Origin of the sequence: Nocardia sp. CDC153 (genome assembly GCF_035818515.1) — a bacterium.
GTDB lineage: Bacteria > Actinomycetota > Actinomycetes > Mycobacteriales > Mycobacteriaceae > Nocardia.
In genome coordinates, this window is the sequence record NZ_JAYKYU010000002.1 from 386,725 (window position 1) to 408,005 (window position 21,281).

Annotated in this window: 22 protein-coding genes; 4 read left to right on the forward strand and 18 right to left on the reverse strand. The window is 68.4% G+C overall.

Annotation, left to right across the window (positions count from 1 at the left end):
* Nucleotides 1–31: 31 nt before the first annotated feature.
* Complete coding sequence (locus VMT65_RS10010; protein ID WP_326307792.1) at nt 32–973, forward strand: M56 family metallopeptidase; 942 nt, start codon at nt 32–34, stop codon at nt 971–973.
* A 21-nt stretch (nt 974–994) separates the two neighbouring features.
* On the opposite strand, the gene VMT65_RS10015 is transcribed toward VMT65_RS10010, so the two are convergent.
* Nucleotides 995–1,369, reverse strand: coding sequence for a BlaI/MecI/CopY family transcriptional regulator (locus tag VMT65_RS10015; protein ID WP_326307793.1), 375 nt, complete (start codon nt 1,367–1,369; stop codon nt 995–997).
* 57 nt (nt 1,370–1,426) lie between these two features.
* Complete coding sequence (locus VMT65_RS10020) at nt 1,427–1,789, reverse strand: ACT domain-containing protein (protein ID WP_326307794.1); 363 nt, start codon at nt 1,787–1,789, stop codon at nt 1,427–1,429.
* A 118-nt stretch (nt 1,790–1,907) separates the two neighbouring features.
* On the opposite strand from VMT65_RS10020, the gene VMT65_RS10025 reads away from it, so the two are divergent.
* Complete coding sequence (locus tag VMT65_RS10025) at nt 1,908–2,732, forward strand: TIGR02452 family protein (protein WP_326307795.1); 825 nt, start codon at nt 1,908–1,910, stop codon at nt 2,730–2,732.
* Nucleotides 2,733–2,875: 143 nt separating this feature from the next.
* Here VMT65_RS10025 and VMT65_RS10030 read toward each other — a convergent pair whose 3' ends face one another.
* From VMT65_RS10030 to VMT65_RS10050, 5 genes are all read right to left on the reverse strand, one after another.
* Nucleotides 2,876–3,532: a response regulator transcription factor gene (locus VMT65_RS10030; RefSeq protein WP_326307796.1), complete on the reverse strand. Its 657-nt coding sequence runs from the start codon at nt 3,530–3,532 to the stop codon at nt 2,876–2,878.
* Nucleotides 3,499–4,614: a sensor histidine kinase gene (locus VMT65_RS10035; protein ID WP_326307797.1), complete on the reverse strand. Its 1,116-nt coding sequence runs from the start codon at nt 4,612–4,614 to the stop codon at nt 3,499–3,501. Before VMT65_RS10035 ends, VMT65_RS10030 begins: the two co-directional genes overlap by 34 nt.
* A gap of 5 nt (nt 4,615–4,619) precedes the next feature.
* Nucleotides 4,620–5,108 carry a hypothetical protein gene (locus VMT65_RS10040; protein ID WP_326307798.1) on the reverse strand — a complete coding sequence of 163 codons (489 nt, stop codon included), beginning with the start codon at nt 5,106–5,108 and terminating at the stop codon, nt 4,620–4,622.
* 72 nt (nt 5,109–5,180) lie between these two features.
* The gene (locus tag VMT65_RS10045) at nt 5,181–5,954 is read right to left on the reverse strand and encodes an enoyl-CoA hydratase-related protein (RefSeq protein WP_326307799.1); all 774 of its coding nucleotides are present in this window, start codon (nt 5,952–5,954) and stop codon (nt 5,181–5,183) included.
* Between the two features lie 65 nt (nt 5,955–6,019).
* Nucleotides 6,020–8,371, reverse strand: coding sequence for a galactose oxidase-like domain-containing protein (locus VMT65_RS10050; protein ID WP_326307800.1), 2,352 nt, complete (start codon nt 8,369–8,371; stop codon nt 6,020–6,022).
* Nucleotides 8,372–8,525: 154 nt separating this feature from the next.
* Between VMT65_RS10050 and VMT65_RS10055 the strand changes: the two genes are divergently transcribed.
* Nucleotides 8,526–8,948 (forward strand): hypothetical protein, encoded by a 423-nt coding sequence (locus tag VMT65_RS10055; protein WP_326307801.1) that lies wholly within the window; start codon nt 8,526–8,528, stop codon nt 8,946–8,948.
* Between the two features lie 157 nt (nt 8,949–9,105).
* Here the strand turns inward: VMT65_RS10055 and VMT65_RS10060 are convergent, their stop codons facing one another.
* Nucleotides 9,106–10,212 (reverse strand): DUF5685 family protein, encoded by a 1,107-nt coding sequence (locus VMT65_RS10060; RefSeq protein WP_326307802.1) that lies wholly within the window; start codon nt 10,210–10,212, stop codon nt 9,106–9,108.
* Between the two features lie 79 nt (nt 10,213–10,291).
* Nucleotides 10,292–11,146 carry a LysR family transcriptional regulator gene (locus tag VMT65_RS10065; RefSeq protein WP_326307803.1) on the reverse strand — a complete coding sequence of 285 codons (855 nt, stop codon included), beginning with the start codon at nt 11,144–11,146 and terminating at the stop codon, nt 10,292–10,294.
* 99 nt (nt 11,147–11,245) lie between these two features.
* Between VMT65_RS10065 and VMT65_RS10070 the strand changes: the two genes are divergently transcribed.
* Nucleotides 11,246–11,962: an SDR family oxidoreductase gene (locus tag VMT65_RS10070; RefSeq protein WP_326307804.1), complete on the forward strand. Its 717-nt coding sequence runs from the start codon at nt 11,246–11,248 to the stop codon at nt 11,960–11,962.
* A gap of 66 nt (nt 11,963–12,028) precedes the next feature.
* On the opposite strand, the gene kstD is transcribed toward VMT65_RS10070, so the two are convergent.
* The 9 genes from kstD to rapZ form a co-directional block, all read right to left on the reverse strand.
* The gene (gene kstD / locus VMT65_RS10075) at nt 12,029–13,705 is read right to left on the reverse strand and encodes a 3-oxosteroid 1-dehydrogenase (protein ID WP_326307805.1); all 1,677 of its coding nucleotides are present in this window, start codon (nt 13,703–13,705) and stop codon (nt 12,029–12,031) included.
* A 53-nt stretch (nt 13,706–13,758) separates the two neighbouring features.
* Nucleotides 13,759–14,352: a TetR/AcrR family transcriptional regulator gene (locus VMT65_RS10080; protein WP_326307806.1), complete on the reverse strand. Its 594-nt coding sequence runs from the start codon at nt 14,350–14,352 to the stop codon at nt 13,759–13,761.
* 103 nt (nt 14,353–14,455) lie between these two features.
* Nucleotides 14,456–14,884: a nitroreductase/quinone reductase family protein gene (locus VMT65_RS10085; protein ID WP_326309136.1), complete on the reverse strand. Its 429-nt coding sequence runs from the start codon at nt 14,882–14,884 to the stop codon at nt 14,456–14,458.
* Between the two features lie 63 nt (nt 14,885–14,947).
* Nucleotides 14,948–15,733, reverse strand: coding sequence for a triose-phosphate isomerase (tpiA, locus tag VMT65_RS10090; protein ID WP_326307807.1), 786 nt, complete (start codon nt 15,731–15,733; stop codon nt 14,948–14,950).
* A 3-nt stretch (nt 15,734–15,736) separates the two neighbouring features.
* On the reverse strand, nt 15,737–16,948 hold the full coding sequence (locus VMT65_RS10095) for a phosphoglycerate kinase (protein WP_326307808.1): 1,212 nt from the start codon (nt 16,946–16,948) through the stop codon (nt 15,737–15,739).
* Between the two features lie 5 nt (nt 16,949–16,953).
* Nucleotides 16,954–17,970 (reverse strand): type I glyceraldehyde-3-phosphate dehydrogenase, encoded by a 1,017-nt coding sequence (gene gap / locus VMT65_RS10100; RefSeq protein WP_326307809.1) that lies wholly within the window; start codon nt 17,968–17,970, stop codon nt 16,954–16,956.
* A gap of 213 nt (nt 17,971–18,183) precedes the next feature.
* Nucleotides 18,184–19,167: a DNA-binding protein WhiA gene (gene whiA / locus VMT65_RS10105; RefSeq protein WP_326307810.1), complete on the reverse strand. Its 984-nt coding sequence runs from the start codon at nt 19,165–19,167 to the stop codon at nt 18,184–18,186.
* Nucleotides 19,158–20,213, reverse strand: a complete 1,056-nt coding sequence (locus VMT65_RS10110) for a gluconeogenesis factor YvcK family protein (RefSeq protein WP_326307811.1) — start codon at nt 20,211–20,213, stop codon at nt 19,158–19,160. The genes whiA and VMT65_RS10110 overlap by 10 nt, the downstream gene beginning before the upstream one ends.
* A complete protein-coding gene (gene rapZ / locus VMT65_RS10115; RefSeq protein WP_326307812.1) occupies nt 20,210–21,202 on the reverse strand; it encodes an RNase adapter RapZ in 993 nt (330 codons plus the stop codon). The genes VMT65_RS10110 and rapZ overlap by 4 nt, the downstream gene beginning before the upstream one ends.
* Between the last annotated feature and the right edge of the window lie 79 nt (nt 21,203–21,281).

A 21,281-nucleotide genomic window follows, 5' to 3' on the forward strand; every position in this document is an offset into this window, starting at 1 on the left:
CTGCAATGCGAGCGCGATCGCGGGTGCGGCCATGAGCGTCGCCCTCTGCCTGCTGCTCTACGGCTTCGCCGTCGCCGTCCTGGCACCGCGACTCCTGCGCAGACTCGGCATCGAGGGCACGGCACCGCGCATCGCCATCGCCGCCTGGCTCGCGGCCATGGCCTCCACCATCCTGGCCTGGACGGTCACCCTGGCCATCCTGATCGTCGACATCGCCACCCACCAGATTTCCCTGTTCCCGGTCCGCTTCATGGACGGCTGCCTGCTCCACCTACACGACGCCGCCGTCGGCGACTACGGCCACCCCGTCCAGACCGGACTGCTCGTACTGTCCGGATTCGCCACGCTCGCGGGCATTCTCGTCGCCTACCGGCTCGCCACCACCCTGCTGCGCGCGCGCCGCCACACCCTCGAACACGCGCGCATGGCCCGCCTCGCCGGACGCCACCACCCCGAACTCGACGCCGTCGTCCTCGACGTCGACCAACCGGCCGCCTATTGCGTTGCGGGCAAACCCCATACGATCGTCCTCAGCCGCGGCGTCCTCACCGCCCTCGAGGACCACCACCTCGACGCCGTCCTCGCCCACGAACGCGCCCACCTCGACGGCCGCCACCACCTGCTGCTCACCCTCACCCGCGGATTGGCCAGCGTGCTGCCTCGCCTCGACCTGTTCACCGTCGGCGCGTCCGAGGTAGCACGACTGTTGGAAATGCTCGCCGACGACGCCGCGGCCCGAAAACACGGACACGACACCGTCTTACAGGCCCTGCTGACACTGTCCGCGCTGCCGAGCCCGCCCGCCACCGCGCAGGCCGCGCTGCTGGCGCGCGTGCGCCGACTCTCGGCACCGGGGAATCCCCCACGCTGGTACGCCCGGGCCATGGCGACCGCCGTCGCCCTGCTGGCGGTGTCGATTCCGGTGGCCGCCATCATCACCGCGGGCATCGGCATTCGAGTCTGCGCGGTATAGCGGCGATCCCGCGCCGGTGGCTCAGCGCGACTTGGACCGCGCGAGCTTGCGCAGCGCCGCGCGCAAACCCTCGGACTCCTCGGAGCTCATCTGCTCGACGAAGTGCGCCAGCACCAAATCCGAACGGCCACCGCTGCCGAGTGCCTCGCGCATCAGCCGCGCGCTGTACTCCTCGCGGCTCAGCGTCGGCCAATACCGGTACGCCTTGCCGACGCGCTCACGCTCGAGCCAGCCCTTGCGATGCAGATTGTCCATCGTGGACATGACCGTCGTGTACGCGATATCGCGTTCGCGCGCCAGCTCGTCGAACAACTCACGAACGGTCGTCTTCTCGGAGCGATCCCAGATGCGTTCGATGACGACCGCTTCCAAATCCCCGAAGCCCCGCGCACTCACCTGTGACGTCTCCTTACCGGGACGCGCCCCTCATACGTTCTACGTACGTAGACAGTATCACTCCGCGATGCGGTGTCCAGCGTCCCGCAGCGCCGCCGACGCCTCCTCCAGCCGATGCGCCGGAACCAACACCAGATCGGCGTGAAATGTCGATGCCACGAACACCGGAATCGACGACTCCGCCAGCGGGCCGATCAACGCGGCCAGCGTGCCGGGCGTATTCAGGCCACCCGCATCGACACCGTAGAAGCCCTTCCAGATCTCGCCCTCGGCCCACCCGGGCGCTTCGCGAACCACGGTCAAACCCTCCGGCGCGCGCACCAGGGCGATCCACTCGTCATCCTCCGGGAACGTCGAATTCGGCAGATGGTCGAGAGCGAACTGCGAGGGCACGATCCGCAAGCGCTGGGAGCCGGTCATGGCCACATCCTAGGCGGCGGGGGCGACACGAAAGGCCTTACGAACACCCCGAACCCGAATTAGTCGGAACTACTAAAATAAGGTGCCGTCGCGACTCTCGACCCGTATGGTCTGTGAAATGAGCAGTAGCCCAAGGCAAATCGCCCAAGAGAACGAACACATCGCCGACACCGGCCGGTACCGAGCCGCCGACGGCACGCCCGTCGACATCAGCGCCGCGCTCGACGCCGCACGCACCGGAACCGTGTCCTACGCCCCCGACACCGAAATCAGCGGCGGCGCGCGCGGACCCTTCACCGGGGCACTCGAAATCACCGCCGAAGGCAGCGTCGAGGCCGCGCGCCGACTGCACACCGAAGGCGGAAAAGCCATCGCCGTGCTGAATTTCGCGTCCGCCCGCAATCCCGGCGGCGGGTACCTGCGCGGTGCGCGCGCCCAGGAGGAGGACCTCTGCCGCAGCGCGCTGCTGTACCGCTGCCTGCTCGAGGCCCCCGATTACTATGCGGCACACCGCGCCTCGGACGACCTGCGCTACAGCCACCGGGTCATCTACTCCCCCGACGTCCCGGTGATCCGAGACGACCGCGGCGAACTGAGCCCCGAACCGATCACCGTATCGTTCCTGACCTCGCCCGCGCCGAATGCCGGTGCGCTGGCCGACCGTTCGTGCCGCCCGGTCCCCGTGCGCGAAGTCCTCGACGAACGCGCCGACCGAGTGCTGGCCGTGGCCGCCGGGCACGGCGTCCGCGAACTGGTCCTCGGCGCGTGGGGATGCGGTGTCTTCCGCAACGATCCCGCCGAAGTCGCCGCGGCCTTCGACCTCGCCCTGACCAAGCACGGCGCGGCCTTCGACCGCGTGGTCTTCGCGATCTGGGACCGCTCCCCCATGTCAGCGAACCGCGCCGCCTTCGAAGCCCGCTTCACCCAGCCCTCCCCGTCCTAGCGTTTTTCTGCCAGCGGGACCCTGCGCTGGGTTTCGCGGCAGCGCAGGCAGGCTTGCAACTCATATTTAGATTGCAATATCTACAGATTCAGATAGGAGTGACCCGGTCCTGCCCACGCTCGGCCCAACGTTCGTGCCCTACCTCAGCGAGCCAGTCCGGTGCGGTGCGCGTAGGCGATGGCCTGGCCGCGATCGCGCACCCCGAGCTTGCCGAACAGCGAATTGATGTGCGTCTTCACCGTGCTCACGCCGATGAACAGCGTCTTGGCGATCTCGGAGTTGTTGTGTCCCTGGGCCATCAGCCGAAGAACGTCCCGCTCACGGTCGGTCAGATCGACGGCGGGTTCCTGCGGCGCGTCGAGTCCGGAGAGCAGGCGACGGCCCACCTCGGCGGCCAGGGTGGTGTGGCCACTGGCCACCGAGCGGATGGCGGCGGCGATCTCGGCGCGACCCGCGTCCTTGGTGAGATAGCCGCGGGCACCCGCGCGCAGGGCACCGGCGATGGAGGCGTCATCGGCGTAGGTGGTGAGCACCAGGACGGCGGTCTCGGGATGCTGGGCCGTGATCGCGGCCGTGGCGGCCACACCGTCGATTCCGGGCATGCGCAGATCCATCAGTACCACCCGGGGTTTCACGCGGCGGACCAGATCGACGGCCTCCGCGCCGCCGCGGGCCTCCCCCACCACCCGCATGTCGGGCAGCAGCGACAGCACCGTGGTGAGGCCGTCGCGCACGGTCGTCTGGTCGTCGGCCACCACCACGGTGATCACTTCTGCGGCAGCAGGATTCGCACCGTCCACCGATCACCCTCCTTCCTCGCGGCCAGGGTGCCACCCGCCGCTTCGATCCGTTCGCGCATACCGAGCAGACCCGCACCGGACCCCGTCCCACCGAGCGATAGTCGGTGCACCGCAACGGGATTGGAGATCAGCGCCTCCACCTGACCGGCACTGTCGCGGAGGCTGAGCGTAACCGGTTGCCCGGGAGCGTGTTTGCGGGCATTGGTCAGCGCCTCCTGCACCGAGCGGGTGAGCGCCACCGCCACCTGTTCATTGGCCGGATTGACGGCGATATCCACGCGCTCCGCCAATACCCCACCGGCACTGCGATGTTCATCGATGACGCGACGCAGCTCGGCGGCGGTGTCGAAGCGTTCCGAACGCAGCGCGCCCACCACCCGGCGAGCATCGGCCAGCCCGGACACCGCCAGCTCGTGCGAGGCCTTGACCCGTTCGGCGGCCCGGTCCACCTCCCCCGCCTCGAGCAGCGCGTCGGCGGCATCGAGTTGGAGGACCAGCCCACCGAGCGTGTGGGCCAGCACATCGTGAATATCCCGGGCGATGCGGCCGCGTTCGGCCAGGGCCGCGGCGCGGTCGCGTTCGGCGCGGATGATCCGATTCTGTTCCACCAGTAGCCGATTGCGTTCGGCGACCGCCCGCCCCTGCCGTCGACTCCAGCCCGCCAGGCCGATCACGACCGCGCCGACCATCAGCCCGAGGAGTGCGCGACCGGTGCCGCCCAGCAGTATCGAGACACCCATGAGCACAGTGGTGCCCAACGCCAGCAACGGCCCGAACCACAGCGGTTCGGTCACCAGGCTGATGGCGATGAAAACGGCCGCCAGCGCGCTGATCGCGGATCCGGCCGTCTGCGTGACGGTCAATCCCCCGCCGATCGCCATGGCACTCAGCGAGATTCGCTCCAGCGCCGACTGCAGCGGCGAGGCGAGCCACCCCGCCCAGCCCAGCCACGACAGCACCACCAGGGCCCCCACCCACGGCCGATGCCAGAGCTCCGCGCTCGCCGAGGACGACACCACGGCAATGAGCCCGACCAGGCGCAGCAGCCTGGACAGGCTCGAGGCGGGATCGAGAATCTGCATCGGTGTCAGTGTGCCGCAACCATTCGCGCCTGCTCCGCACGCCGGGCCAACACCAGCGCGCGCCCGACCCGATTCAGCGCCACCACCAGCAGGATCGCGCCGATCGAGGTCACCGCCTCGGCACCGGCCATCCGGGCCACCACATCGACCCCGATCCGCACCGCCAGCAGCACGATCCACAGCGCCGACCCGATCCACCCCGTCCGCGCCTCCAGGCCCTCGGCACCGGTTCGGACCTGCGAGAGCAGACCCATCACCAGACCGAATCCGAGACCCAGCGCCGCCGACAACGCCAGCAGCGCCACCGCCGTCACACTCGGGGTCCCGCCCGCGAGCACCGACTTCATCTGCAGGAACCCGACCACCCCGAGAATGATCGGCCCGCGCCACAATCGGGTCGGATCCAACACCTGCCACCGCGTCTGCCGGTACATGATCCACCCGATCACCAGCACCGCGACCAGGCCTTCGACCGCCGCATTCTGCAAGTTCATGCTTCTACGGTCGCGGTCGAGCACCGCTGAACCCACCACCCCGGGGTGGAGGCCGGGTGGAAAAACGCTGAGTTAATCGGGCCACACCGGTTGGCGCTTCTCCAGGAATGCGGCCATTCCCTCACGCGCGCCGGGCAATTGGGAGGCGGCGGCCATGACCTCGCGGGCCAGGGTGTAGGCGTCGGCCTCGGGACGGTCGAGTTGGGCGTAGAGGGTGCGTTTGCCGAGCGCCTTGCTGGCGCGGCTGCCGCGGGTGGCCCGGGCGAGGAGCTCGGCGACGGCGGTGTCGAGTTCCGAGTCGGGCACGGCGTAGTTGATCAGACCCCAGTCGACGGCCGTGCGGGCATCGATGACATCGCCGGTGAGGGCCAGTTCCATCAGGCGTTTGCGGCCGATCGAACGCGCGACCGGGACCGCCGGGGTGTGGCAGAACCAACCGCCCTTGCCACCGGGCAGCGCGAAGCCCGCGGATTCGGCGGCGACGGCCAGGTCACAGGAAGCGACCAGCTGGCATCCGGCGGCGGTGGCCAGGCCGTGCACGCGGGCGATCACCACCTGCGGGAGGGCTTCGAGGGTGGTCATCACCTGCTGGCAGAGGGTGAGCAGCTCACGCACCTCGAGCAGGTACCGGGCGGAGACGTCGGCGAAATCGTGCCCGGCACTGAAAACCGGTCCGGTGGCGGCCAGCACCAGGCCGGTGGCGTCGGTCTCACCGGCGGCCTCGAAGGCGGCGAGCAGTTCTGCGAGATGGTCGGCGGACAGCGCGTTGCGGCGGTCCGGGCGGTTCATGGTGACGGTGATGGTGTCGCCGTCGCGCTTCACGAGCAGGTGCCGGTACTCGGTCATGAATCCACCGTAGTGCGAGTCACCGCATGCGAAGCCGGATTTCGGGCCCGACCGGGCTCGGGGGGTCAGACCGGGGAAGGCGTCGACGCGAGCTGGAGCCAGCGGCCGGTGGAGGGGACGCCGTTGGTGTCGACCACGACAACGAGGTACCAGCCGGGTGGGGCCAGCGCCGGGTTGGCGGGCATGGTGACGGTGAGGGTTCCGGAGTCGGTGTGGGTGATGGGCAGGTCGACGATGCGCTGGTTGTTGTCGCAGGAGTGGGTGCAGGAGGTGGGGTGCATGAGGTTGACCTCGCGGATGGCGGCCGCGGTGGTCAGGGTGAGGGTCGCGCCGTATTCGACCGTGCCGGTGGTTATTTCGAGGTCCGGGCGCGGTCCCTTGAAAAGGTAGGGCGGCCAGAACATTTCGATGCGCAGCTCCTCGGTCTTGCGCTGCGGATTCGACCCGGCGGTCACCACCTTGCCATCGGGCGTCAGCAGCGCCACCGAATGGTAGAGGCGCGCCACGCGTTCCGGCGCGGTCGGTGTCCAGGTTCCGGCGATCGGGTCGTAGATCTCGCCGTGGGGCGGCACCGAATCCGCCATCTCCTCCATGCCGGAACCGCCCGCGACCAGCACGGTCCGGTCGGGCAGCAGCACCGCGCACACGTGCATGCGCGCGTAGGCCATCGACGGTCCCGGCGCATAGGCGGGCGCGGCGGCGCTCAGATCGACGATTTGGGTGTCGGCCGAGGCCATTCCGGGGCCGTGCGGGTCGACCGAACCGCCGCCGATGAGCATCACGCGCTGCGCCTGCGCGGGCGGCAACAGCACACTCGTGGACTGGCTGCGGGTTTCGGGGTCGTAGAGTCCGGGGACCTCGGTGACCGCGCCGGTCGTGGTGTCCCAGATCGAGGGACGCATGCCATTGTCTGTCCCGAACTGCCCGCCGGTGTAGAAGACCCGGCCGTCGGCGAGCAGGATCAGGTGCGCGTAGGTCGGGATCGGGCCGGGCACCGGCAGTTTCGACCAGGTGAGCGTGGTCGGATCGAACACCTCCGGTGTCTCCGACAGGAAACCGTCCGCGCCCAATCCCGAGACCGCCACCACCGCACCGGTTTTCAGTGCGGCAAGGGTGGGATACCAACGGCCGAAGGCCATATCGGGCTGGGTTTCCCACGTGAGGGTCTGCGGATCGAAGAGCAGGGCGTCTTTCAGACCGAAGAACGGATCGTATTGTCCGGTGCCGCCCGCGGCCAGCAGGCGGCCGTCGGGCAAGAACGCCTGCCCGGAACAGAACATGTCGATCGGCGTCGCGGGCGCGGACAGCCCCGGATTCGGGTAATGCCAGACGCGGGTGCGAAAGTCGTGGGCGTTCAATCGATCCGGGTCGTTGCCGGATCCGGCGAAGAACAGCACGTCCCCGGTGTGCAGCAGGGCCGCGTGCACCGGATTGATCTCGGTGCCGAAATCCAGGATGCGCCAGGTGCCTTCGGTGGCGGCGGTGGCCAGATCGGTGTCGAGGTCGAGCACCCGCAGATATCCCGCGTTGCCGCCCTGGGGATGGTCGATGGCACAGACGACCAGTTGCGGCAGTGCGCCCGCGCCGGGCAGCAGCGCGATGGCCGCGCCTTCGTTTTCCCAGAATCCCCAGTCCGGCACGTGCGACCACCGGCTCCACCCGTCCACGCAGTGCCCGCTGCCGTCCAGTCCCCAACCGATGGTGTACAGACCGGCATTGCCGTTCTGCGGGTGATCGATGGTGAAGACGATCAGCTCCGGTCGCCCGTCTCCGTCCAGGTCGGCGACAGTCATGCCCGCGCCCTGGTTCTCCCAACCCCACCAGTCCGGAATCGCCACCCACGGCGTCCATTCCGCTACCGAGCCGTCCGCGCCGAGACCCTTGGCGAGCCGGAATTGGCCGCTGTTCTGGCCGTCCGGATTGTCGACGGTCATGACCGCCAGCACCGACTGCCCGTCGAGGTGGGTCAGACAGATGTCCGCGCCCTGGTTCTCCCAGCCGTACCAGTCCGGAATCTGTTGCCACGCGGTCCATCCGCCGGTGACCGCGCCGTCGGCGTCGAGATCGCGGCCGATGCGGTAGTAACCCTGGTTCTGCCCGGCGGGATTGTCGACGAGGAAGACCACCAGATCCGGGCGGCCATTGCCGTTCAGGTCGCCGATCGCGAGGCCCGCTCCCTGGTTCTCCCACCCCCACCAGTCCGGCACCTGCTGCCACGGCCCCCAGTCGCGGACCGTCCCGTCGGCGGCCAGGGCATGGCCGACCCGGTAGTTGCCGGTGTTCTGACCGGGCGGATTGTCGACCATGAGCACCACGACGTCGAGGGTTCCGTCGCCACCGAGATCGGCGACGGCCATACCGCAATCCTGGTTGTCCGCCGAAAACCAATCCGGAATGGGAACGAATTGTCCTGCCACACAAGCAATCATGGTCGCCCCCGCCGATTCCGGCATCCGATGTCCAGATAGTCCGGATCTTTACAAAAATGCCAGGTTGCCCAAAACGCACCCGGCGACACATCCCACCCACTACCCTGCGAAACGCTCTCGTTTCACAAACTGAGGATGCCTTATGAGCAAGACCATCTGGGCCACCGGCCTCGCCCTCACCGCCAGCGCCCTGCTGGCCAGCGCCGGCACCGCCGATGCCGCACTGCCCACCACCATCGGCTCCGATTCGACCTTCAAGGTCGGCGTCGACATCGCCCCCGGCACCTACACCACCACGACCGCCACCACCGTGTGCGCGTGGGCTCGCCTGTCCTCGCTCACCCCCGGCGCCAATGCCACCATCCAGGCGGGCGGCGCGGTCAACGGCACCGTCACCGTCACCATTCAGCCCACCGACGTCGCGTTCTTCACCAGCGGTTGCGGCACCTGGACCCTCACGACCACCACGAGCGCGGGGTCCTCGGGCTCGAGCAATGGCTCCAGCAGCGGCAGCGCCGGCAACCTGATCACCAGCCTGCTGTCCTCCGGATCCAGCAGTCACTGACGATCGAACCGCCGCCCCGGAGGAGGCGGATTCGATCGACACCGGCGGGCCGGGTGGTCAACACCGGCAGGGCCGGGTAGTCGACACCGGCAGGGCCGGAAGGTCGACACCGACGGGGCCGGGTATCCGAGTATGCCCGGCCCCTCGCGGTGAGATCTCAACAGTCGCAGCAGGATTCCTCGCAGCAGCAACAGCCTTCTTCGCAGCAGCAGCAACCTTCGCCGCAGCAGACGCACCCCTCGCAGCAAGGCAGGCAGCCCATGCCGCGGCGGCGCGGGGCCGGACCGTAGTAGCCGGGCCCCGGGCCGTAACCCGGCGGCGGGCCGTAGCCGGGCGGAGGCGGTGGGCCCCAGGGCCCTTGGCCGCGACGACGCCAGCGGCTCGTGGGCGCGGTGTGGGTCGAGCAGACGGTGCCGCCGCCGAAGGTGCGGGTCACCGAGCGACCCAACTCGTGCTTCAGCAGCTTGTGAATCAGCCTGCCATCGGTGAATTCCACCTCGGCCAAGGCCAATTCGATGCCCAGCAGGGCATCCTTGCACAGTCGGTGCGCCTCGGCCACGTCGGTTCCGGTGGCCACCAAGGGATTCCACTTGCCGTGTGCCAGGTCGTCGTCGAGGTCCTCGACCGCGTCGACGAGATGCGCTATGCGGCCGAACAATCGGCCGACCTCGGTCAGCGGCTCCCGATTGCCGGGACGTCCGGCCAGGATCGCGGTGTGGCCGAAGGCGGCCGCGGTGGCGGTTTCGGTGGGTTCGGTGACCTCGAGCAGCGGGGTGCCGATCACCGCCGCCGACTCGATCTCACCCTGCCGGTCCACCGCCGTCACGAGCACCCCGGTGTCGAAACCGAGTCCGGCGCCGGTGGATTCGCCCTGTCGGGCCCAGCGTTCGGCGATCCGGCGGGCGGCGGGCCGGAACCCGGCCGTGCCCGCCACGCCATCGTGGTCATCGACGTGATCGCGCACCTTCGCCGCGGCCAGCACCAGCGAGACCGTGGCGGCCAGCCGCACACAATCGCCGGTGGCGACATCGGCGCGCTTCATGCCGCGCAGCGGGCAGGGCCCGGCGGCACGGCGCGTGGGCGGCGCGGTCGACTGCGCCTCCACCAGGGCCGAGACGATCAGCCCGTCGTAATTGGTTGCCATGCGGGCGCTCTGACCGTGGTCGTCACGCAGTGCGAGACACAACCCGCACAGTTGCGCCAGCCAAGCCCGCCCGAGTTCCTCGCCCAGCCGATGACGGCAGGGTCGGATGATGCCGAACACACCATCGAAGGTAACCCCTTTGTCGGGGTTCATGCCGCCGAATTCGGATCACCACGCCGCGGACGGCGTAGATCGAATCTCACTGGGCGGCAAGGGCGGCGAACTCCTCGGCGTGTCGCACGGGGCGATTCGCCGACCACGCCAGGCTGACCTCGTTGGGCGCGAGATCGGGGACGGGGATGTAGGCGATGTCGGGGCGGGTATAGAAGGTCATGACCGACAGGGGCAGGAAGATGATGCCGTGGCCCCCGGCGACATGTTCGAGCTTCTCCTCGACGCTGCGGAAGGCCGGGGCGACCGGACGGTCGGTACGCAGTTCGGTTGCGACGGCACGCCATTCGGGCACCAGGTCGGGATCCTGGAGCAGATGCTCGTCCGCGAGGTCGGCGATCGAGACCGCGTCCTTGCCTGCCAGACGGTGGTCGGCGGGCAGCACGACCACGCGCGGTTCGGTGTAGAGCGGGCGCACGGTGAGACCGTGCGGGTCGATGGGCAGGCGGACCAGGCTGACGTCGACGCGGCCGTCGTGCACGACCTCGGTTTGGTCGAACCAGTCGGTGCGCACCAATTCGACGGTGAGGCCCGGATACCGCTCGGTGAGCGCGCGGACCGCGCCGGTCACGATGAGGCCCGGCATGAAGCCGATCGTGAACGTGTCCGCTCCCGCCGCGGCGCGAACCACCCTGCGCTGCAACGCTTCCGCCGCCGCCAGCAGTGGTTTGGCCTCGATCAGCAGCTGCTCCCCCGCCGCCGTCAGCGCGGTTCCACGCCGATCGCGGGCGAACAGTTGCGCGCCGAGTTCCTCCTCGAGGGCGCGAATCTGGCGCGACAGCACGGGTTGCGCGATGAACAGCTGTTCGGCGGCGCGACCGAAATGCAGGTGCTCGGCCACGGCCACGAAGTAGCGCAGCTTGCGCAGATCGACGTCGCTCATGCCCTCAGGGTATTACAGGCGGCGGGATAGGTCTTGGACGGCGGACGGGCGGAAAACCGAAGGTAGAGGGGCACAAGCACTTCCCGGAAAGGAAACTCGATGTCTCTCGACGGACAGCACGTGGTCATTCTCGGCGGCACCTCCGGCATCGGCTACGCGGTGGCGCGGGCAAGCGCCGCGCAGGGCGCGCAGGTCACCGTCGTGTCCAGTCGCCAGGCCAATGTCGACAAGGCGGTCGCCGAACTCCCGGCCGGTGCCGGTGGCGTGGTCGCCGATCTCACCGACGCCGACCGGATTCGAGCCGTCTTCGACGAGCTCGCAGCGATCGACCACCTCGTCTACACCGCGGGCGAACCGCTGCTGCTCTCCCCCCTCGCCGATCTGGATGTCGACGCGGCGCGAAAGTTCTTCGAACTGCGGTACTTCAGCGTGCTCGCCGCGGTCCAGTCCGCGGTACCCCACCTGCGGGCCGACGGGTCCATCACCCTGACCACCGGCACCGCCGGGCCGCGTCCGGTGCCGGGATCCTCGGTCACCTCCAGCGTCTGCGGCGCGGTCGAGGCGCTCACCCGAGCCCTGGCGGTCGAACTCGCGCCGATCCGGGTGAACGCGGTCATGCCCGGCGTGGTCCGCTCGCCGCTGTGGAACTTCCCGGAAGACCTCCGCGAGCAGTTCTACGCCGACACGGCAGCCAACACCCCGTTGCGCCGCATCGCCGACACCGACGACATCGCCCAGGCATTCGTCTTCTTCCTCACCCAGCCCCACGCCACCGCCACCATCCTCCCCCTCGACGGCGGCGCAGTCCTGGCCTGATCGCCGAGTGGCGCACCCTGGAGGGATATTCGGACAAATCGCCTCCAGGGTGTGCCACTCGACGGATCAGCGGGCGGCGTGGCGGGCGGCGAGGTAGGCGAAGACGATGGCGGGGCCGATCGTCGCGCCGGGACCGGCGTAGGTGTGACCCATGACCGGGGCGCTGGCATTGCCCGCCGCGTACAGGCCCTCGATCACCTCGCCGTCGGGGCGCAGGACGCGGCCGTCGACATCGGTCACCAGGCCACCCTTGGTGCCCAGGTCGCCGGGGACCAATTTCGCGGCGTAGAACGGACCCTGTTCCAGCGCACCGAGATTCGGGTTCGGGCGCTGGCGGGGGTCGCCGTAGTAGTTGTCGTAGGCGCTGTCTCCGCGTCCGAAGTCGGAATCCTTGCCCGCGTGGGCGAATTCGTTGAATCGGGCGACCGTCGCGGTGAGTTTCTCGACCGGGAGGCCGATCTTCTCGGCGAGTTCGGGTAGCGAGTCGGCGCGGGTCAGCGCGCCGGACTTGAACCACCGACCGGGTAGGGCCTGGCGCGGTGGGACGCCCGCGAACTGGTAGCGATTGCGGTAGCGCTGGTCGAAAATCAGCCAGGCGGGCAGGTTTTCGCCCGGCCCCTCGCCCTGACCGTTGATGCCGCCGTACATGCGATGCGTGGCCTCGACGTAGGGCAGGCATTCGTTCATGAACCGCTCGGCGCGATCGTTCACGATCACGCTGCCCGGCAGATTGCGTTCGGCCAGGCAGAACCACGCCTCGCGCGGCAGTGGGATCGACGGCCCCCACCACGCGTCGTCCATGAATTCGACCGCGCCGCCGACGGCTTGGCCCGCGCGAATGCCGTCGCCGGTATTGGCCTTCGCGCCCACGGTCCAGTCGGTGCCGATCGGGTCGCGCTGGTACTGCTTGCGCATCACCTCGTTGTGTTCGAACCCGCCCGCGGTGATGATCACGCCGCGCCGGGCCGTGATCACCTGCTCGCGACCCTCGCGCAGCACCACCGCGCCGGTCACCCGGCCGTCCTCGGTGACCAGCTCGAGCAGCGGAGTATCCAGCCACAGCGGCACATTCGCCGAGAGGAGCCCAGCGCGCAGCATGGCGCTCAGCGCCTGTCCCCGCGCCAGCACCCGCCGCCGCAGCACGGTCGCCGCCAACCAGCGACCCGCGATCCCGAGGGCCGACAGCGGACTGCGCGGATTGCGCAAACCCAGGTGCAGCTGCCGGAACTCCGCCTGTGTCACAACGACATTCTTCGGAGCCTTCGCGTAATCCGGTTCCAGCGTGCCCAATTCGGCCCCGAGCGTATTGGCGTTGTACGGCACCGGCTCCACCGACCGCCCGTGCGCCCGCCCACCTGGCGCTTCGGGATAGTAGTCGGAATAGCCTGGCACCCAACGCATCCGCAGTGGAGCGTGTGCCACCAGGAATTCGAACGCCTCGGGTCCCCGATCGATGAAGGTGTCGATGCGCGCCGGATCGACACCGGGCCCGATAATGTCCTTCAGGTAGGCGCGGGCGTCCTCGATATCGTCGGCGGGCGCGTCGCGCCGCAGGGCCGAGTTCCCCGGAATCCACACCCCACCGCCGGATCGAGCAGTGGATCCGCCCCATGTCCGGGCCTTTTCGACAATCACCGCCGACAGTCCGCACTTGGCGGCCGTCAACGCGGCGGCCATGCCCGCCGCCCCCGATCCCACGACGACCACATCGAATGTCGCGCCGGATTCCCTGTTGCCCCGCATATGTCCTCGATCTCCGTGTTCTGTTGTTGATTCGCCGTGCGCCACAGCGGCTTTCACCCGTCGCGGCGCCAGCGTTCGCCGACCACGGCGTCGAGGGCACCCTCCACGCACACCGCCAGCGACATCTCCGGATGCTCCGAACTCCGAAGCCATTGCAGATAGCCGAATTCCGCCGCGGCGAGCATGAGATGCACCAGCAATCCCGGCGTACTGTCCGCCGCGACATTCCGGCCCATCCGCTCCGCCACCAGGTCGACCAGTCGCGCCCGATGCTCCCCCGTGATCAACGCGACCCGCTCGAGCAAATGCGGAGCCGTTCGAAATGCCGCCCGCCATCCTTCGAGCTCGGCGGCGGCCAACGTTGTCGATCGAGTCAGAATCGACTGCGCGAGAGCCACATCCGCGGGCTCGTCCGCCGCGCGCTGCTCGAGCAGGGCCGCGATCCCCGCCCCGCCTTCACGGACCGGGTCCAGCAGCAAATCCTCTTTACTGCGCACATGCCGGAAATAGGTGCTGGCCGATACCCCGGCCGCGGCCGCGATCTCCTCGGTCGTGACCGCCGCGAACCCCTTCTCCGCGAAGAGCCGGTAGGCCGCCCGCTGGATCTCCTCGCGCACCTGTCGGCGTTGCCGCTCACGCAATGACATGAGCCCTCCTCCTGTTAGCGACAGTCTGTCTCGAGATGATAGTTACTGTCAAGAAGGAGGGCGATGTCAGCTAGCAACAATCTGTCAGAGTGAAGCCAGGCGTCTACGCGCGGCGGAGAGCCAGGACGGGGATGGTGCGGATGCCCGCGGTCTTTTCGGCGTAGCCCGCGAAGCCCGGGTAACGGGTGGCCTGGATGTCGTAGATGCGGTCGCGCTCAGGGCCTTTGACCTCGGTGACGGTGACCGGGAAGGTCTCGGTGCCCACCTCGACATCGGTTTTTCCGGCGGCGAGGAGGTTGTAGTACCAGGCGGGGTTGGTGGGGGCTCCGGCGGCGGAGGCGAAGATGTAGAGGACGTTCGGGTCGTGGTCGTCGGCCTGATACATCAAGGGGGTCACCTGTTCACGGCCGGATTTGCGGCCGCGGTGGTGGATCAGGATCATGGGAGCCCCTTCGAAGGGGCCGCCGACTCGGCCTTCGTTGGCGCGGAACTCGTTGATGATCGAGGTGTTCCAGTCGTCGCTCATGATCAGACATTCTGCCGAAAAGGGCCGGACATCCTGGGATGCCCGGCCCTTTTACGCAGCGGAAAACCGTTAGGGCAGGGGTCCGCCCGCGGCGATCGCGGACAAGGTGGCGAACTCGTCACCCTTGAGCGAGGCGCCGCCGACCAGCGCGCCGTCGATATCGGTCTGGCCGACCAGCTCGCCGACGTTCTTGGCGTTCACCGAGCCGCCGTAGAGGACCCGAACACCGGCCGCCACTTCGGGATTCGCCAGTTCGGCGAGCTCCTTGCGGATGGCGCCGCAGACTTCCTGCGCGTCGGCGGGAGTCGCGACCTTGCCGGTGCCGATGGCCCAGACCGGCTCGTAGGCGATGACGACCTTCGAGATCTCCTCGGCCGTCAGGCCCTTGAGCGAGCCGCGCAGCTGCTCGAGGTTGTACTCGACGTGGGTCTTGGTCTCGCGCACGCCCAGGCCCTCACCGATGCAGACGATCGGGGTGATGCCGTATTTGAGCGCCTGCTTCGTCTTGGCCAGGACCGTGGCGTCGTCCTCGTTGTGGTACTGCCGCCGCTCCGAGTGGCCCACCACGACGAACGAGCAGCCCAGCTTCGCGAGCATGGAACCGCTGATCTCGCCGGTGTAGGCGCCCTCGTCGTGAGTGGACACGTCCTGGGCACCGTAGGTGATCAGCAGACGGTCACCCTCGACCAGCGTCTGCACGCTGCGGATGTCCACGAACGGCGGGATCACCGTCACGTCGACCTTGTCGAAGTACTTCTCCGGCAGCGCGAACGCGATCTTCTGCACCAGGGCGATGGCCTCGAGGTGATTGAGGTTCATCTTCCAGTTGCCGGCGATCAAAGGCTTACGAGCCATGATTCAGTCCTCCAGCACGGCGAGGCCGGGAAGTTCCTTGCCCTCCAGGTATTCCAGCGACGCACCGCCGCCGGTGGAGATGTGCGAGAAACCGTCCTCGGGCAGACCCAGGGTGCGCACGGCCGCGGCCGAGTCGCCGCCGCCGACCACGGTGAACGCGCCCTTCGAGGTGGCGGTCGCGATGGCCTCGGCGACACCGCGGGTGCCGGCCGCGAACTTCTCGAACTCGAACACGCCCATCGGACCGTTCCAGAACACCGTCTTGGCCTCGGTCAGCAGCGCCGCGAAGCGGGCGACCGAGTCGGGACCGATGTCCAGACCCATCCAGCCGTCCGGAATCTCGTTGGCGGCCACCGTCTTCGACTCCGCGTCGGCGGCGAACTTGTCGGCCACCACGATGTCGCGCGGCAGGTGGATGACGTCGGCGTACTTGTCGAGCAGGCCCTTGCAGGTCTCGATCATCTCTTCCTGCAGCAGCGAGGTGCCCACCGGAAGTCCTTGCGCCGCAAGGAAGGTGAAGCACATGCCGCCGCCGATGACGAGCGTGTCGACCTTGGGCGCGAGCGCCTCGATGACCGCCAGCTTGTCGGAGACCTTCGAGCCGCCGAGCACGACCGCGTAGGGCCGCTCGGTGTCCTCGGTCAGCTTCTTCAGCACCTCGGTCTCGGCCGCGACCAGCGTGCCCGCGTAGTGCGGCAGCAGCTTGGCCACGTCGTAGACCGACGCCTGCTTGCGGTGCACGACACCGAAACCGTCGGACACGAACGCGCCGTCGTCGCCGACCAGCTCGACCAGGGCGGCCGCCAGCTTCTTCCGGTCCGCCTCGTCCTTGCTGGTCTCGCGCGGATCGAAGCGAATGTTCTCCAGCAGCAGCACATCACCGTCGGTGAGGCCCTCCGAACGCGCGAGCGCGTCCTGGCCGACCACGTCACCAGCGAGCTGCACATTGCGGCCCAGCTCCTCCGACAGCCGCGCGGCGACCGGGGCGAGGGAGAACTTCGGATCCGGCTCACCCTTCGGGCGGCCCAGGTGCGCGGTCACGATCACCTTCGCGCCCGCCTCGGCCAGCGCCTTGATGGTCGGCGCGGACGCGATGATGCGGCCCGGGTCGGTGATGACGCCATTGTCGAGGGGGACGTTCAGGTCGGAGCGCACCAGCACGCCCCGACCCTCGACACCCTCGCTCAGCAGATCCTGGAGTGTCTTGATCGCCATAGGGATTACAGCGACTTGCCGACGAGGCCGACCAGGTCGGCGAGACGGTTGGAGTAGCCCCACTCGTTGTCGTACCAGGAGGCGACCTTGACCTGGTTGTCGATGACCTGGGTCAGCGGCGCGTCGTAGATGGACGAGTGCGGGTCGGTCACGATGTCGGAGGAGACGATCGGGTCCACGTTGTACTTCAGGATGCCCTTCATCGGGCCGTCCGCGGCGGCCTTCATGGCGGCGTTGACCTCGTCGACCGAGGCGGCCTTGCGCAGGTCCACGGTCAGGTCGGTGAGCGAACCGGTCGGGACCGGCACGCGCAGCGCGTAACCGTTGAGCTTGCCGAGCAGCTCGGGCAGCACCAGGCCGATGGCCTTGGCGGCACCGGTGCCGGTCGGGACGATGTTCAGGGCGGCGGCGCGGGCGCGACGCAGATCCTTGTGCGGGGCGTCCTGCAGGTTCTGGTCCTGGGTGTAGGCGTGCACGGTGGTCATCAGACCACGCTCGATGCCGAAGGAATCGTTGAGCACCTTGGCGATCGGGCCCAGGCAGTTGGTGGTGCACGAGGCGTTGGAGATGATGTTCTGCGAGCCGTCGTACTTGTCGTCGTTGACGCCCATCACGATGGTGATGTCCTCATCGGTGGCGGGCGCGGAGATGATGACCTTCTTGGCGCCGGCGGCCAGGTGGCCCTTGGCCTTGGCGGCGTTGGTGAAGATGCCGGTGGACTCGACGACCACGTCGACACCCAGGTCACCCCACGGCAGCGCCGACGGGCCTTCCTTGATCTCGAGGGCCTTGATCCGCTGGTCACCGACGACGATGAAGTCACCGTCCAGGGAAACGTCCTGCGGCAGGCGGCCGAGGATCGAGTCGTACTTCAGCAGCGTGGCAAGAGTCTTGTTGTCGGTGAGGTCGTTGACCGCCACGATCTCGATGTCAGTCTGGCCGAGGGCCTTCTGCGCCTCGACGGCGCGGAAGAAGTTGCGCCCGATGCGGCCGAAGCCGTTGATCCCTACCCGGACAGTCACGTTTTCGCTCCTCAGCTTTGCGGATCGTTTCCGTTGCGCCATTAACCCTAGACCTGTAACGGAAACATCACGGACACACCCCCGCCACGGCGAACTACGGAACGTTCACTCTCGTCACACACGACGGAAGCGCCGCGACCCCAAGGGGTTGCGACGCTTCCGAACGGAATAACTCGGCGGTTGTGCCGCAGTTTACTCACGCGAGTGCGTGTTTCACGCCTCTTCGAGCAGTTCTGCGGTGACGGCACTTTCGGTGTCGGGGATGCCGAGTTCCTTGGCGCGCCGGTCCGCCATCGACAGCAGACGCCGAATCCGGCCCGCCACAGCGTCTTTCGTCATCGGGGGATCGGCCAGCTGGCCGAGCTCCTCCAGTGACGCCTGCCGGTGCAGCACGCGCAGCTTGCCCGCGGCGGCCAAGTGGTCGGGCACATCGTCGCCCAGGATCTCGAGGGCGCGTTCCACCCGGGCGGCGGCGGCCACGGCCGCGCGGGCCGAACGCCGCAGGTTGGCGTCGTCGAAATTCGCCAGCCGGTTCGCGGTGGCCCGGACCTCGCGGCGCATGCGCCGCTCCTCCCAGGTGAGCCGGGTGTCCTGCGCGCCCATGCGGGTGAGCAGGGCGCCGATGGCCTCGCCGTCGCGCACCACCACGCGATCGGTGCCGCGCACCTCGCGCGCCTTGGCCGAGATGCCCATGCGCCGGGCGGCACCCACGAGGGCCAGCGCGGCCTCGGGTCCCGGGCAGCTCACCTCGAGCGCGGAGGAACGACCCGGCTCGGTGAGCGAGCCGTGCGCGAGAAACGCTCCGCGCCAAGCGGCTTCGGCATCGCCGATGCTACCGCCGACCACCTGCGCGGGCAGGCCTCGCACCGGGCGGCCGCGCACGTCGAGGAGGCCGGTCTGGCGCGCCAGCGCCTCGCCCTCCTTGGAAACCCGCACCACGTACCGGGAGGTTTTCCGGAGCCCGCCCGCGCCGAGGACATGCACGTCCGAGCCGTACCCGTACAGCTCGAAGATTTCTCGACGCAGCCGACGCGCGATGGAACCCATGTCCACCTCGGCCTCGACGATCACGCGACCGCCGACGATGTGCAATCCACCGGCGAACCGCAGTAGCGCGGACAGTTCGGCCTTGCGCGAACTCACCTGTGAAACAGAGAGTCGGCTCAGCTCGTCCTTCACTTCCGCTGTCATCGCCACGAGACGCGCTCCTTTCCACCCAACCCGGACCGCACACGTTGGCCCATATGCCGTCCTTCGACTCGAAGCCCTGCTGATTCCGGCCGAGGTTGCCGGATCACCTGATCCAGTGCGGCGGCAAGCTTTCCGGGGTGGTGCCGGTCCGTCCCCGCCTCGGCGACATCAGCGAAGGTTACTCGTGCACGCAGCTGTTCGGCAGCTCTTGCCAGATGTTCGCGTTCCCTACCCTCGGGTACGGAACCCGAGTCGACCAAAACATGGTCGACTGTGAAATCCGGTGCGTGCTGGGACAATACATGCAGGTGCCGCTCCGCGGAGAATCCGGCCGTTTCGCCCGGTTCGGCGGCAAGGTTGAGCACCAGCACTTTCCGGGCACGCGTGTGCAGGAGCGCTTCGTGCAATTCGGGCACGAGCACATGCGGGATGACGCTGGTGAACCAGCTCCCGGGGCCCAGGACCACCACGTCGGCGTGCTCGATGGCCGAGGTCGACTCCGGGCAGGCGGGCGGATCCGAGGGGATCAGCCGCACCCGGCGCACCTTGCCGGGCGTGGTCGCCACCGCCACCTGGCCGCGAATGCAGCGGCTCACGCGCGGATCGCCTTCCAGCCCAGACACATCCGCCTCGATGGTGAGGGCGATCGGCGACATGGGTAGCACGCGGCCGGTGATGCGCAGGATCTTCCCGGCCTCGTCGAGGGCGGCGACGGGGTCGCCGAGTTCCTCGGTCAGGCCCGCCAGAATCAGATTGCCGACCGAATGCCCGGCCAGCGCGCCCGTCCCGCCGAAGCGGTGTTGCAAGGTTCGCGCCCAGATGCCGTCGGCCTCTTCGGCCAAGGCCGCCAAGGCCATTCGTAGATCACCCGGGGGCAGCATGCCGAGCTCGGCACGCAGTCGACCGGAGGAGCCGCCGTCGTCGGCGACCGTCACCACCGCGGTGATCTTGCGCGTCAAGCGCCGGATCGCCGTCAGGGTGGAGTACAGCCCATGCCCACCGCCGAGCGCCACGATGGCCGGATTGGCGGTGCGGCCGTTCGTCTCACTCATTCCCGCCCCAGATCCCGATGGACCACCCGCACCACGTCACCGGTGTCCTTGTTCGATGCCAGCGCATCCCCCAGTGCCTCCGCTACGGCCACACTGCGGTGCTTGCCGCCGGTGCAGCCCACTGCCACGGTCATGTATCGCTTCCCCTCTTGGCGGTAACCCTCGGTCGTCAGGTCGACGAGATGCCGCGCGGTGTCCAGATAGTCCTGGGCGCCGGGGCGCGACAACACATATTCGCTGACCGGGGCATCCTGCCCGGTCTTTTCGCGGAGTTCGGGAATCCAATGCGGATTCGGCAGGAAACGCAAATCGAACACCATATCGGCGTCGAGCGGGACGCCGTACTTGAAACCGAAGGATTGAACGGTCAGCTGCAGCACGGTGGCGGCGTCGCCGCCGTAGACCTCCTCGAGCTTGCGGTGCAGCTGGTGGATGGACAGGGCGGTGGTGTCGATGACCACGTCGGCGGCCGTCTTCACCGGGTCCAGGCGGCGGCGCTCGGCCGCGATACCGGCGGTCAGGGTGCCGTCGGCGCTCTCACTCTGCAGCGGGTGCCGCCTGCGGGCGAAGCCGAAGCGGCGGATGAGCACGTCGTCGGAGGCCTCGAGGAACAGGATGCGGGTGCGCACGCCCGCCGCCCGTAGCTGTTCGCCGACCGCGGCGAGGTTTCCGGTGAAGAACCGGTTGCGCACGTCCATGACGAGCGCCAGTTTGCGAATGGGCGGCTCGGCGCCGGAGCCGAGTTCGACCATGCGCCCGATCAATTCGGGCGGGAGATTGTCGGCCACGTAGTAGCCGAGGTCCTCGAGCACCTTGGCGGCGGTGCCGCGACCAGCGCCGGACAGACCGGTCACGATCACGACTTCCACAGGTGCGGATGCGGAATCGGGAGTGGACCGAGCGCGCTCGGCCGTCGGCTGGGGATCACTGTGCTCGGTTGCTGCCTTGCTGTTTTCGGCCGTATGGGTATTGGCTTCGACGCGCGTCATGTCCTACCGGTTCGTGTCTGGAGTTCCCTCGATCATCCTGCACCGATGCCCGGAAACGCGGCAGGCACACGAGGGGAGC